The organism is Gordonia sp. WA4-43 (assembly GCF_020520305.1).
GTDB classification, from domain to species: domain Bacteria; phylum Actinomycetota; class Actinomycetes; order Mycobacteriales; family Mycobacteriaceae; genus Gordonia; species Gordonia hongkongensis.
Map to the genome: position 1 here is coordinate 2949655 of NZ_CP084736.1, position 12548 is coordinate 2962202.

The 12548-nt window shown below is 67.8% G+C and carries 11 protein-coding genes and 1 pseudogene; 4 read left to right on the plus strand and 8 right to left on the minus strand.

Translation table 11 applies throughout. From position 1 onward, the window contains the following. Position 1: 1 nt before the first annotated feature. A complete protein-coding gene (locus tag LEL84_RS13215) occupies positions 2-1147 on the plus strand; it encodes a hypothetical protein (RefSeq protein WP_226511853.1) in 1146 nt (381 codons plus the stop codon). Between the two features lie 7 nt (positions 1148-1154). Here the strand turns inward: LEL84_RS13215 and LEL84_RS13220 are convergent, their stop codons facing one another. From LEL84_RS13220 to LEL84_RS13235, 4 genes are all read right to left on the minus strand, one after another. After that, positions 1155-1823 carry a response regulator transcription factor gene (locus LEL84_RS13220; RefSeq protein ID WP_226511854.1) on the minus strand — a complete coding sequence of 223 codons (669 nt, stop codon included), beginning with the start codon at positions 1821-1823 and terminating at the stop codon, positions 1155-1157. Continuing rightward, positions 1820-3268 (minus strand): sensor histidine kinase, encoded by a 1449-nt coding sequence (locus tag LEL84_RS13225; RefSeq protein ID WP_226514314.1) that lies wholly within the window; start codon positions 3266-3268, stop codon positions 1820-1822. The genes LEL84_RS13220 and LEL84_RS13225 overlap by 4 nt, the downstream gene beginning before the upstream one ends. A gap of 121 nt (positions 3269-3389) precedes the next feature. Then, positions 3390-3794, minus strand: a complete 405-nt coding sequence (locus tag LEL84_RS13230) for a hypothetical protein (protein WP_226511855.1) — start codon at positions 3792-3794, stop codon at positions 3390-3392. Between the two features lie 57 nt (positions 3795-3851). Next, positions 3852-4955, minus strand: a complete 1104-nt coding sequence (locus LEL84_RS13235) for an alpha/beta hydrolase (protein ID WP_226514315.1) — start codon at positions 4953-4955, stop codon at positions 3852-3854. A gap of 153 nt (positions 4956-5108) precedes the next feature. Between LEL84_RS13235 and LEL84_RS13240 the strand changes: the two genes are divergently transcribed. After that, positions 5109-5678, plus strand: a complete 570-nt coding sequence (locus LEL84_RS13240; protein ID WP_058252794.1) for a type 1 glutamine amidotransferase domain-containing protein — start codon at positions 5109-5111, stop codon at positions 5676-5678. A 17-nt stretch (positions 5679-5695) separates the two neighbouring features. Here the strand turns inward: LEL84_RS13240 and LEL84_RS13245 are convergent, their stop codons facing one another. Together LEL84_RS13245 and LEL84_RS13250 are read right to left on the minus strand one after the other, a co-directional pair. After that, a complete protein-coding gene (locus LEL84_RS13245; protein WP_058252795.1) occupies positions 5696-6307 on the minus strand; it encodes a maleylpyruvate isomerase family mycothiol-dependent enzyme in 612 nt (203 codons plus the stop codon). A gap of 1 nt (position 6308) precedes the next feature. Further along, complete coding sequence (locus LEL84_RS13250; protein WP_065629512.1) at positions 6309-8303, minus strand: OPT family oligopeptide transporter; 1995 nt, start codon at positions 8301-8303, stop codon at positions 6309-6311. 247 nt (positions 8304-8550) lie between these two features. Here LEL84_RS13250 and LEL84_RS13255 point away from each other — a divergent pair, with 247 nt between their 5' ends. After that, positions 8551-9189, plus strand: a complete 639-nt coding sequence (locus LEL84_RS13255; protein ID WP_058252797.1) for a TetR/AcrR family transcriptional regulator — start codon at positions 8551-8553, stop codon at positions 9187-9189. Here the strand turns inward: LEL84_RS13255 and LEL84_RS13260 are convergent. Then, positions 9190-10790: pseudogene (locus tag LEL84_RS13260) on the minus strand (GMC oxidoreductase). A gap of 433 nt (positions 10791-11223) precedes the next feature. Here LEL84_RS13260 and LEL84_RS13265 point away from each other — a divergent pair. Then, the gene (locus LEL84_RS13265) at positions 11224-12060 is read left to right on the plus strand and encodes an SDR family oxidoreductase (RefSeq protein WP_226511856.1); all 837 of its coding nucleotides are present in this window, start codon (positions 11224-11226) and stop codon (positions 12058-12060) included. 19 nt (positions 12061-12079) lie between these two features. Here LEL84_RS13265 and LEL84_RS13270 read toward each other — a convergent pair whose 3' ends face one another. Then, positions 12080-12502, minus strand: a complete 423-nt coding sequence (locus tag LEL84_RS13270; RefSeq protein WP_058252867.1) for a DUF5313 domain-containing protein — start codon at positions 12500-12502, stop codon at positions 12080-12082. Between the last annotated feature and the right edge of the window lie 46 nt (positions 12503-12548).

The window sequence follows — 12548 nt, forward strand, 5'->3', positions numbered from 1 at the left end:
CATGAGCCGACGCGGCCTGGGGCCGATGGACGAGTATCCCATTCACCAACTGCCACAGCCGATCGCCTGGCCGGGCAACAGCGATCGCAACTTCTACGACCGCGCGTACCTCAACGCCCACGACCGCAGCGGCACCATCTTCCTCATCACCGGCATCGGTTACTACCCCAACCTGGGTGTGAAGGACGCGTTCGTGCTGATCCGGCGGCGGAACCCGGACGGCACCGACACCCAGACCGCGGTGCACCTCAGCGACGCGATCGACGACAACCGGCTCGAGCAGCGCGTCGGCAACTATCGGCTGAGCATCGAGAACCCGCTGCGCGCGCTGCACCTGACGCTGGACGAGACCGAGGGCATCGCCCTGGATCTCCACTGGGAGGGCCTGTTCGACGCACTGCTCGAACAGCCGCACGTGATGCGCCAGGGCGCGAAGGTCACCCTCGACGCGCAGCGGTTCGCGCAGGTCGGCAGCTGGCGGGGATCGATCACCGTCGACGGTGAGGACATCGTCGTCGAGCCGTCCACCTGGATCGGCACCCGCGACCGTTCGTGGGGAATCCGGCCGGTCGGCGAGCCCGAGCCCGCGGGGCGGCCGGCGGATCCACCGTTCGAGGGCATGTGGTGGCTGTACGTCCCCATGGCCTTCGACGACTTCCAGCTCGTCCTCATCCTCCAGGAGGACCCCGACGGTTACCGCACACTCAACGACTGCTCGCGCGTGTGGAAAGACGGCCGCGTCGAACAACTGGGCTGGCCGAACGTCTCGGTCCATTACGCCCCTGGTACCCGGGTACCCACCGGTGCAACGATTTCCACGACCGGTGCGGGGGGGTCATCCGTGACGCTGGAGGTGGAGTCACTGCTGCCCGTGCCCATCCACGTGGGCGGCGGTTACGGCGGTGACCCCGACTGGACCCACGGCGTCTGGCGCGGAACGGACTTCACCGAACGACGCACCTACGGCATGACGAGTGCCGAGATCGTCGGCCGTGTGCCGTTCGGCGTGATCGACCATGTCGGACGCGCCGAATGCCGGGAGTCCGACGGCACCACCCGCACCGGCTGGGGACTCTTCGAGCACGGGGCGCTCGGCCGACACGATCCGTCCGGGTTCGCCGACTGGCTCAGTGTCGCACCGGAGTGAGGAGCGCCTAGTTCGACGCGCGTAGCCGATACCCCATGCCGCGCACCGTCTCCAATCGGTGAGAACCGATCTTGTTCCGCAGGGCGCGCACGTAGACGTCGACCACATTCGACGCCGGGTCGAAGTCGTAACCCCAGACATGGCCGAGGATCTGTTCGCGCGAGAGCACCTGATCGGGGTGACGCAGGAACACCTCCAATAGTGCGAACTCGCGCGCGGTGAGGTCGAACGTCTCCGCACCCACCCGGGCGCGCCTGGACTTCAGATCCAACCGAAGATCCCCGGCGGACAACAGGTTCTCCGACGCGACGGCCGAGTCGTCGACGAGTCGTAGCCGGATGCGGGCGAGCAGTTCGGCGAACTGGAAGGGCTTGGTCATGTAGTCGTTGGCACCGCCCTCGAGGCCGTTGACCGTGTCGCTCACGCTGTCCCGGGCGGTGAGTACCACAACCGGCGTCGTGATCCCCTCGCCGCGCATGGAATACAGGACATCGAAGCCATCCATCGCCGGGAGACCGATGTCGAGGACGACCATGTCGAAACCACCTCTGCGCACGGCCTCGAGCGCCGACAAGCCGTCGGACACGTGCTCGGTGCTGTAACCGGCCGCACGCAGTCCGTTGCCGATGAACGAGGCGATCCGCGCGTCGTCCTCGGCGATCAGAACCCGGCTCATCGCCGCTCTCCTTCTGCTGGCACCGACGGCGCTGCATCGGTGTAGGGGGTCGTGTCGGGAACCGGGACGTCGATGCCGAACGTGGCACCGTGACCGGGAATGCTACGCACATAGGCAATTCCGTGATGGGCGTCGGCGATGGCCCGCACGATCGCCAGCCCCAGCCCGGCACCGGACGCGTGCTGGGGCGCCGAGGCCGACTGCCCGCGCTGGAACCGCTCGAAGATCCGCGCCGCGTCCTCCTGCTCGACCCCCGGACCGTCGTCGGTGATCCAGATCGACAGGTGTCGCTGCGCTCCGACGCCGGCGAAGCGTGAGCCCAGCTGGATGACCGAACCGGCACGGGTGTGCCGAACCGCGTTGGAGGCGTACTGCAGCATCGCCTGGGTGATCCGGTCGTGATCCACCACGCACGGGCCCTCGGCGACCTCCATGAGCAACCACTGCCGGTCACCGAGCGGTTGCACCTTGGACTCGATGTCGAGCATCAGCTGAGCCGCGTCGGTCGGCCTGGCCACCACGAAGTCGGGTTGCTCCGACTTCGCCAGCATGAGCAGATCGCCGACGATGCGGCCCATCCGCCCCAGCTCGCTGTCCACGAGATCGAGGGTCTTGCGCCTCTCCTCCGGATCGTCGGGCAACAACTCGAGATGGCCGCGCACGACCGTGATCGGGGTCCGCAGTTCATGTCCGGCGTCGTCGACGAACTGCCGCTGCGTCGTGTAGGCATCCTCGATACGGTCCAGCATCGCGTTGAAGGTCTGGGCCAGCGCGGCCACGTCGTCGCGTCCGATGACCGGGACCCGTGCGGTGAGGTCGTTCTCGCTGATCTCCGCGGCGACCATCCGCACACTGCGGACCGGCGCCAGAATCCGGCCCGCGACCAGATACGCCACGCCGGTGGTGACGATCATCCCGGCCAGGCCGACGATCGCCAGCACCCGCATCGTGCGGTCGACCAGTTCCCGGCCCGGGTCGGTGTAGATGCCGACGATGAAGGTCCCCGGCTGCGACGCGCCCGACGCCGGGTCGGCCGAGCCGCCGCCGACGGGCGTCAGATCCACCTTGCCCCAGCGGATCTCACCATGCGCAGTCATCAAGACCCCGGCCGCCCCGCTCTGCGCCCGCAGTTCGTCGAGGACGCGACGCCCCTCGCCCGGGGCCGGCCAGGCGTTGCCCGGCAGTTCGAGGATCTCGGTGTCGCCGACGACGCCGGCCATGACCTCGCCCTCACCGGCCGACTGCCGCGACAGGAACACCTCGAGCAGTCGCGACACCGAGGTGAACGGTTCCGTCGTCGTCGGATCGACCCCCTCGGACGCGAACGTCCGGAACTCGCTCGCCTCCTGCGCGACGTAGTTGTTCACGCGTGTGTCGACGTCACGGAGCAGCAGGTTGCGCGTCACCACGAACACCACCACCAGCAGCAGGAACGTGGTGAGCATGATCCAGGCCGTGATACGCCAACGCGCCGAGAGCGCGGGGCGCTGGCGCACACCCGCACTCTCGGCTGGATTCGGCCCGCTCGCTCCGCTCCCGGCGCCGGTTGGCTTCGCTGTCGCGTCGTCAGTCGTCCTGGCCGTCATCGATGTCATCGTCCCAGTCGTCGTTCTGGTCGTCCCAGTCGTCGTTGTCGTCTCGGTCGGTGTCGTCCCAGTCGTCATCACAGTCGTCGTCGCGATGGGCCGCGTTGACGTCGCACCAGTCGTCGTCGGAACCCAGGTTCGGCGGGACGGCCCGCTGCACCGGCGCGCCGGCCGGGACCTGGGGAACCGGGGCCGCGGCCGGGGTCTGCACCTGCAGCGACTGCGCGGGAGCAGTCGCGGCCTCCGGCGTCTGGGACACATCCACGGACACGGCGTCGGAGGCCAGGCTGGGCTCGGGCGAACGAGTGAGGAAGAAGCTGGCGGTCACGACGGCAACCGCGAGCGCACCGAGGGCGATGGTGGCGAGTACACGTGAGAAGTTCATGTCAACGACTCTGACGGACGCCGGTGAGGCGTCCATGAGTCGAAGATGAAGGTTTTTTCATCTACGAACTGCGTGCACCGATGTCAGGAACTCGTCGATGCGGGGCCACGTCTGCTCGACCGCAGCGGACCCGGCGATCAAACCCAGATGGCTGGTCTCCACCGTGGTGAACTCGACGCGCGGCGCCCCGGAGAGCAGCCCCACCCCGTGGTGGGCGGCGGCCCAGCTGACGATCGCGTCGCGGTGACTGCCGAACAGCGCGACCGGTACCGCGACCTCGGCGAGGTCGACGACCCGTCCGCCGAAGTCGAGCACCCCGTCGCCGAGTTCGCCGCGCATGATGAAGTTCTCCCACATCTGCTCGGACACCTTGCCCGGATAGCCGGGCATCGTCTCCTGGAAACGATCGATGGCCTTCATCCGGGTCAGCGCGTCGGTGTCGTCGGCGTTGCGCAGGATGTAGCCCGGCTTCTTGAGTTCGCGCTGCCAGGCCGTGCCTCGATAGGCGAGGCGGACCAGCGGCGCGGGGATCCCGCCGAGCGCTCGCAGCGCCATCGTCACCGGCGCGGTGCCGACCGGTTTCATCAGCGTCTTGACCAGCGGATACGGTGGGACTTTGGAGTAATCGAGAGGCGTCCCGACCGCGACGACCGACGCCACCGGCAGGTCTGGGTTCGCGGCAGCGGTCAACAGGCTGATGGTCCCGCCGATACTCCACGCGAGCAGATCGACCCCCGCGGAATCCCGCGACGTTCCGGCGGCCGGGTCATCGGCGCTGCCGTAGAAGTCTGCGACGGTCGCGGCGACGGCCCCGGGGACGATGTCGTCGAAGAAGTCGCCGAACCCGAGGTGTCGGTCGGCGCGGGTCATGTCGCCGAAGTCGAGCACGTACGGAACCCGGCCGGTCGACAGGAGGAACTGCACCACCGACAGCCCGTCGGCGAGGTCGTAGCACGATGTGGACACCGCGAGCGGCGGGATCAGCAGCACCGGTCGCCGTCCCGTGCCGACGGCTGCGATCACCTCGTCGTCGGTGCCGTACCGCCGCAGCGTGCGGTGCGGTCCGTCGGCGATCACCGTGTGCGGCGTCTCGTGGGACTCGCCGATCTGTCCACCACGTGCCAGATGGACCAGCGTCGCGACGCCGTCGAAACCACCCACCACTACCTCCCAGTCGTCGTCCGGGGACATTCAACACACCCCGCCCGGGTCATGCCCGGGCGGGGTGTGACCGTTTGGTGCAGGACACCCGCGGGTACCGGATCCGACGAGGCGCCGATGCCGTAGTCGGCGCGTACAAGGAGGTACACGGCCATGGCCGAAGAACTGAACGGCACCACCATCGCTTTCCTGGTCGCCCAGGAGGGCGCCGAGCAGGTCGAACTCACCGAACCGTGGAAGTCGGTCGAGGCGTGCGGCGGCAAGCCCGTCCTGGTGTCCACCGACTCCGGCACGGTGCAGGCGTTCAACCACCTCGACAAGGCCGACACCTTCCCCGTCGACACCCCTCTCGAGGACGCCCGCGTGATGGACTTCGACGCGCTGGTCCTGCCGGGCGGTGTCGCGAACCCGGATTTCCTGCGAACCTCGGAGCCCGCCGTCCGCTTCGTGCGCAGCTTCTTCGATGCCGGCAAGCCGGTCGCGGCCATCTGCCACGCGCCCTGGACCCTGATCGAGGCGGACGTTGTCCGCGGCCGCACCCTCACGTCGTTCCCGAGTGTGCGCACCGACGTCATCAACGCCGGCGGCACCTGGGTCGACGAGGAGGTCGTGACATGCCGCGACGGGGACAACGTGCTGATCACCAGCCGCAAGCCCGACGACCTCGCCGCCTTCAACGCCGCGATCGTCGCCGAGTTCGCGCGCACGAACGTCGCGAGCTGACCGCCCCGTCGGGGACGTCAGACGACGGACAACGGTGCAGATTCCCTGCCGGTCAGGGTGAGCAACGCCTGCTCGCCCTGACCGGTGAGCAGTGCGGTGGCGGCCGCCGTCGACAGCGCTGACGCCAGCACCTCGGCCGGCAGCGGGAGATCGGAACCGATCGCCCGCGAGATGTCGAGACCGTGCACCGCGAGTTCGAAGGTTCGGGTGGGCAGGTAATCGGACAGCATGATGCCGCCGAACGGCGTCGTCAAGGGCCGATCCCCCGTTCCCGCAAGGGCGTCGACGGCCTGTGCGCGCCGCTCCCGGACCCCGGCGCGCGGATCGTTCCCCAGGGACAGCCCGGCGTCCACTCCTCGCTGTCGGACCGACGCGGGGTCTCCGTAACCGCGGATCGATGCGAAATAGGCCGCGGTCGAGGTCAATTCGACATCACCACCGGGCTCGGCCAGGTAGGTGACGACCGTCGTCAGCGATCTGCTCGCGTGTCCGACGAGCGATCGCAACGACCATTCGCCGAGACCGGGTCCGTCCCAGCGATCGTCGGCGATCAGGTCCACCAACCGCGTCAGATGCTCGGCACCGGCCGTGAAGTCGTCGATCGCACGTGTCAGTGTTCCCTCTGCCATCTCAGTCCTTCGGAGTGCCGGCGGTCGTCGACGACGTCCCGCTCGCGGTCGCTATCTTGCGGACACGGTCGTAGAGGAGGGCGATGGTCGCGGCGAACACGATGACGCCGAGGATCTGTGCCCAGGTCCCGAAGCCGTCGCCGACGATCGCCAGCGCCGAGTCGTCGCCCGTGGCCGCCACGATGCCGGCGAAGACCACGCCGAAGAGCGCCTCGCCGACGATCAGGCCGGTGGCCAGCAGGACACCCATCCTCTTCTTGTGTTCCACTGCGCCGCCGCTGCGTTCGGCCCAGCGGTTGTAGTAGTGACCGATGAAGGCGCCGATCGGGATGATCAGGACCACCGACATCGGCAGGTACATGCCCATCCCGACAGCCAGCGGCGGCAGCCGGAAACGCCCTGCGCGACCGAGGAGTTCGTCGATCACGATCACCACCGCGCCGATCAGGGCGCCGATTCCGACGAGTCCCCAGTTCAGGTCCGCCCCGAGGACTCCTTGCGCAAGGGTCGTCAGCAGCCCCGCCTGCGGGGCCGCGAGCGCGTCTTCCGTGGCACCCGGCGCGCCGACGAACCCGAAGGCCTCGTACATCAGCTGCAGGATCGGCGGGATCACGGCCGACCCGAACAGCACGCCGATGATCAGCGCCACCTGCTGTTTCCACGGTGTCGCCCCGACGAGCTGACCGGTCTTGAGGTCCTGCAGGTTGTCATTGGAGATGGTCGCGACGCCGAAGACGACCGCGGCGGTGAACAGCGTGTAGGCGATGAGCGCGTCGGTCTGCGAGTCGTCCGCCGGCCCGAAGGTCAGCTTCACGAGCAGTGCGGCGATGAGAACCACCAGGATGCCCACGCCGGAGATGGGGCTGTTCGACGACCCGATCAGGCCCGCCATGTACCCGCACACCGACGCGACCGCCAGTCCGATGACGAACACGAAGACGATGCTGACCACGATGATCCCGGTGGCACTGCCCTCCAGAACCGTGTCGCGCACGAAGTCCCACAACAGGATTCCGATCGGGATGAGCAGCACGAGGATGCTGCCGCCGACGATGTTGATCGGCATGTCCCGCTCGGTGATGTCGACCGTGACCCCCTCCCGACGCGATCGCGAGGAGACCATGGCCGCCCGGATTCCCCGCACGATCGGACCGATGACCTTGATCAGCGTCCAGACGGCCGCGATGGCGATCGCCCCGGCCCCGATGAGTCGCACGTCGTTGGCGAAGATCGAGCTGACGGCGTCGCCGAAATCCTCCCCTGCCGTGCGCCCCTGGGTCTCGATGGGCAGCAGTACGACGTAGGAGATCACCACCCCGACGAGCATGGCGATGCCCACGGTGATCCCGACGAGATGGCCGATGCCGATCAGCGACATCGACAACCCGGCACTGAACAACGTTCCGCCCGTGCCGATCCTGATCGTCGTCGAGATCGAATCGCTGAGGACCTGGAGTTTGGTGAGCAGGGCGAAACCGGCCGACGCGAGCGAACCGATGACGATCGTGCGCAGGCCGGCCTTGTTCTCCGCGGCACCGCCCGCGGAATCGCCGACCTTTAGTACCTCTGCTGCCGCAACGCCTTCCGGGTAGGGCAGGTCGGAGCCGGTGACCAGCGCGCGTCGTAGCGGGATCGAGTACATGACGCCGAGGATTCCGCCGATCGCGCACACCGCCACCGTGATCCAGTACGGGAAGCCCGTCCACCATCCGATGATGACCAGACCGGGTATGACGAAGATGATCGCCGACAGCGTGCCGGCGGCGGACGCGATCGTCTGGACGATGTTGTTCTCGACCACCGAGTGGTTGGCGAAGTACCGCAGAATGCTCATCGAGATGACGGCGGCCGGGATCGCGGTGGCGAACGTGAGGCCCACCTTGAGTCCGAGGTACACGTTGGCGGCCGTGAAGACCAGCGTGATGATGCCACCGAGGACGGCACCTCGGAGCGTCAGTTCTCGCAGGTTCGCCGTGGCCGGAGGCGCAGTCGCCATCTGGTCCCTCCCAACAGTCGGGTCCTGCGACCGGCGGTCGGTCGGACGGTGGATCATCCGGGCATTCGTCGATCCACCTTAGGCCCGGATGACCACTCGCGCTGCGACTTCCCGCGCAGCCGGGGTCGGTTCGCGTGTCGCGTCGACGCACCTCCGTACGGCACTGACCGCTTTGCGGTGTTTCGGCGAGTCGGACACGGCCACCATCCCGGCGTCTCGATCGGCGACGGTAGGGCATCATCGATCCATGAGCGAAGGGAAGACGGAGCAGTCTGCCCGCACCCGTGCGCTGCTCATCGAGGCGGCCGAGAAACTGATCGCCCTGAACGGGGTCGCGGCCGTGTCCAGTCGCCAGATCAGCAAGGCGGCCGGTCAGGGCAACAACTATGCCGTCGGCCATCACTTCGGTTCCAAGGACGATCTCCTCCGCGCCACCCTGACGTCGCACAACGTCCCGATCGAGCGGCTTCGCCAGAAATGCCTGTCGGAGGTCGGACCCGACCCCGGGGTCCGCGACTGGCTCCGCTGCCTCGTCGGGCCCGAGGTCGAGTACCTCGCACAGATCGGTGCGCCGAGCTACTTCGCCCGGTTCTTCGCCCAGGTGTCGAGCGATCCGTCCGCGACCGCCCTGCTCTACGAGGAGACCGCGCGATCGGAGGTCCTCATGACAATCCTCGACCGGTTCTACGCCACCCTGCCGACCTTTCCCGACGACGTGCTCGAAGTGCGCAACAACCTGACGCGCCACATGATCGTCAACGCGCTCGCCGACATCGAACGGGCCGCCGAGGACGGCGGGACTCGAACAGCCCCATGGGAGCACGAGCGCGACCTGGTCGTCGATGCGCTGACCGGGATGTGGCTCGCGCCGGCCGCCTCCCGGTGATCAGATGACCGTGCCGACATCCCGGGCGACGATCCGGTCGAGAGCGCGCTCGGCGACCGCCGCGATGGTCATCGACGGATTGCAGGCCGCGGTGTTGCCCGGCATGAGTGCGCCGTCGATGACGTAGAGCCCGCGCTGGCCGTGGACGCGTCCCTCGAGGTCGCACACCGCACCCATGTTGGCCCCGCCGAGCGCGTGCCAGGTCGAGGGGAACACCGCATTGGTGTCCGTCAGGACGGCGTCGGGTCCGGCGATCCGGCGCACGGTCAGGTCGATGTGCTTGGTCTGGATCTCCGAATCGCCCTCGTGTGGCCAGCGGATCACCGAATCTCCGATCGCCGAGTCGTAGGAGATGACGCCGCGGCCCGAGCTCACCCCGAAACCGACCATCATCGTGGTGCCGGCGTACACGGGTAGTGGCGGCAGCGATGCCTGGATGACGGTGAACGCGCTCTTCGGATCGCTCCAGTTGGGGCTGCCGAAGACCACCGGTCCGCCCTGTACCGTCCCGAAGTCGATACTGGGGCTGGTCCAGGTGTAGATCCGGTCGGCGTTGGTGCCCCATCCGTGCCCCACCCCGTCGGGCAGGCCCGGCACGGTTCCGGTCGCGCGCGCCTTCACCAACAGCTTGGTCGTGTTCACGCTGCCCGCCGACAGGATGAGTGTCCCTGCGATCAGTTCGTTGTGCTCCAACACTTTCCCGGACTCGTCGGTGCGTTCGACCTCGAGGGACCATCGGCCGTCGGGTCGGCGGGCGACCTGCCGCACGGTGTGCAGGGTTCGGACCTGAACCCGCCCGGTCGCCTCGGCCTCGCGGATATAGGTGACGTCGACACTGTGCTTGCCACCGTTGTTCACGCCGATGGCGCCGTCGCCGTTGGTGTAGGCGGGCTTCATCTCGCCACGCAGCTCGGCCGCGGCATACCCCCAGTCGATCGGCATCGGGATCTTCTGCAGCGGAAGGCCCTCGGCCCGAACTCGTTTCGCGAACTGTCGCGGTGCCAGGTATTGCGGGGAACGCACCACCGAGTCGGGCGCCACCGCGACCTTCAGCATCCGCGCGACCCGCGGGTAGTGCACACGGTTCATCAGTTGCCAGTCGAGTGCGTTCGGGAAGTGCTCGTTGAACACCGACTCGCTCGGTTGCAGTGTCATGCCCTGGTAGACGAGGGAACCACCGCCGAGGCCGGCCGGACAGAGTGCGGTCATGTTGACGCCGGCGACCGACTCGAACAGTCCCACATAGGGTTCGACGCTCAGCGGCTTGCCGAAGAGGTTCGGGGTCGACTCGTGCCACAGCATCCGCTTGTCCGGACTCGACGCACGCGGGAAGGTCTCCGAGTTCGGACCCGTCGGCCACCGCCGGCCCCGCTCGAGCAACAGGACCGGCACGCCGGCCTGAGCGAGCCGGAGCGCCGCGACGCCACCGCCGAATCCCGAGCCGACGATCACCACCCGATGCTCTTCGCGTGTCCGCCGGACCCGTCGCGATGGATCTCCGACGCCGGTCCGGCTCCGGTGACGGCCGCGGCCGCCGAACCCGCCGCGGTCATCGCCGCCGCTCGCAGGAAGGTACGTCTCGTCGGTGATACCCCGGTCATGGTTCTCCTGTCGTTCGGCGCGAGATGGCGCCGGGTGCTTGGTGATTCGGCAGCTCGAGAGACGGTGGAGACCGTGGTCGCGGGTCGAGGACGCCGCGTGGGACGGACCGGGGCGTGGCCGTCGCGACACAGGATTTGTCATGGACGACCTGTGTGTCAAGGGCCACTTCGGTGACCAGTGGTGATCGGGGACATCGCCGACGCAACCCTTGACAAGCCCTTCAGTCATGTGACTGAATCGTCGCGGGCGTGGGTAGGGCCGCCATCGGTGTACGGCCGATGCGCGGGCGTGAGTGCGGCGCGCCGCGCTCGCGTGGACCTGGTCGGGATCGTGGCCGAGTGCCGAAGAGCGAAGAGAGGACGGGGAGTTCGCCGAGCAGGCGGCAACGGAACGCTAGGATGACGCGACCATTTGTCGCGGGCGGGGAGTTGCATGTCTGATCATCTGCAGGGCAAGACCATCATCATCACCGGCGCCGGAGGCGGTTTCGGCAAGGTGATCGCGGAGATGTGCGCGGCACAGGGCGCTCACATCGTCGGTGTGGACATCGACGCCGACGGGCTCACCGCGGTCGCCGACGGCATCACCGCCACCGGCGGGTCGGCTGTCGCACACGTCGCCGACGTCACCGACATGGACCAGATGAAGGGCGCCGCGGCGGCGGCCGTCGACCGGTTCGGTGCGATCGACGTGATCGTCAACAACGCCGGGGTGATGCCGCTGGCGTTCTTCGCCGACCACGAGCGGGCCTGGGAGAAGTGGCACCGGGCCATCGACATCAACATCAAGGGCGTCGTGAACGGCATCTCGGCGGTGTACGACCAGATGATCGCGCAGGGCCGGGGTCAGGTGGTCAACATCGCGTCGATCTACGGCAACGGCGGCTTCGAGGGCTCGGGTGTCTACAGCGCGACCAAGGCCGCCGTGACGATGCTGTCGGACTCCTTACGCATCGAGGCCAAGGGCAAGATCAAGGTGACGACGGTCAAACCGACCGGCGTGGCCGGCACCAACCTGGCGAGCTGGATCGTCAACGACCGCGCGATCCGCGGGATCGTCGGGCAACGTGCGGCGTCGTACCGCGAGCACATCACGGAGCTGATGCACGGCACGCTGCCCGACGAGCTCGTCGACGTCGACTCGGTGAAGTACTGGCTGATCACCCCGGAGGATCTCGCCCGGGCGGTCGTGCATGTCATCGACCAGCCGTGGGGCATCAGTCTGTCCGACGTGACGGTCCGGGCCAGCGGCGAGGACTACCTGTACTGAACGCCGGCGCCGTCTCGGCCTAGTTCGACGGGCGGCGTCGTTCACCACGGTACTTGCGGTGGTACTCGTCGTAGAGGTCCGAGTTCTTCTCTCGTTCGAGCTTGTTCACCAGGTCGGGATCGAGTCCGTGCTGGACGAGCCGGTGACGGCGGTAGACCCGGTTCAACGCGATCGAGAAGAAGAGGTAGGCCAGCAGGATCGGCATGGTCATCGTGATCCGGACGCCCCAGTCGGCCGGGACGAACAGCATCGGGGTCAGCACGATGATGCACGGCACCGCCCAGCGGACCACCATGCGTACCGACGCACCCGGGCCGGCCAGGTCGTTGGTCACCCAGCCGAGCATCGATTTCGGCAGACGCGCCCAGTAGGCGTACTTCACGTACTCCCAGGCATTCGGCTTGGTGCGCGGTGCAGAGGTCACCTGTCGATCGTGCACCACGTGCGGGAGTCGTCCGACGTCGCCTCCCCCACCCCGGCTGGGTAAC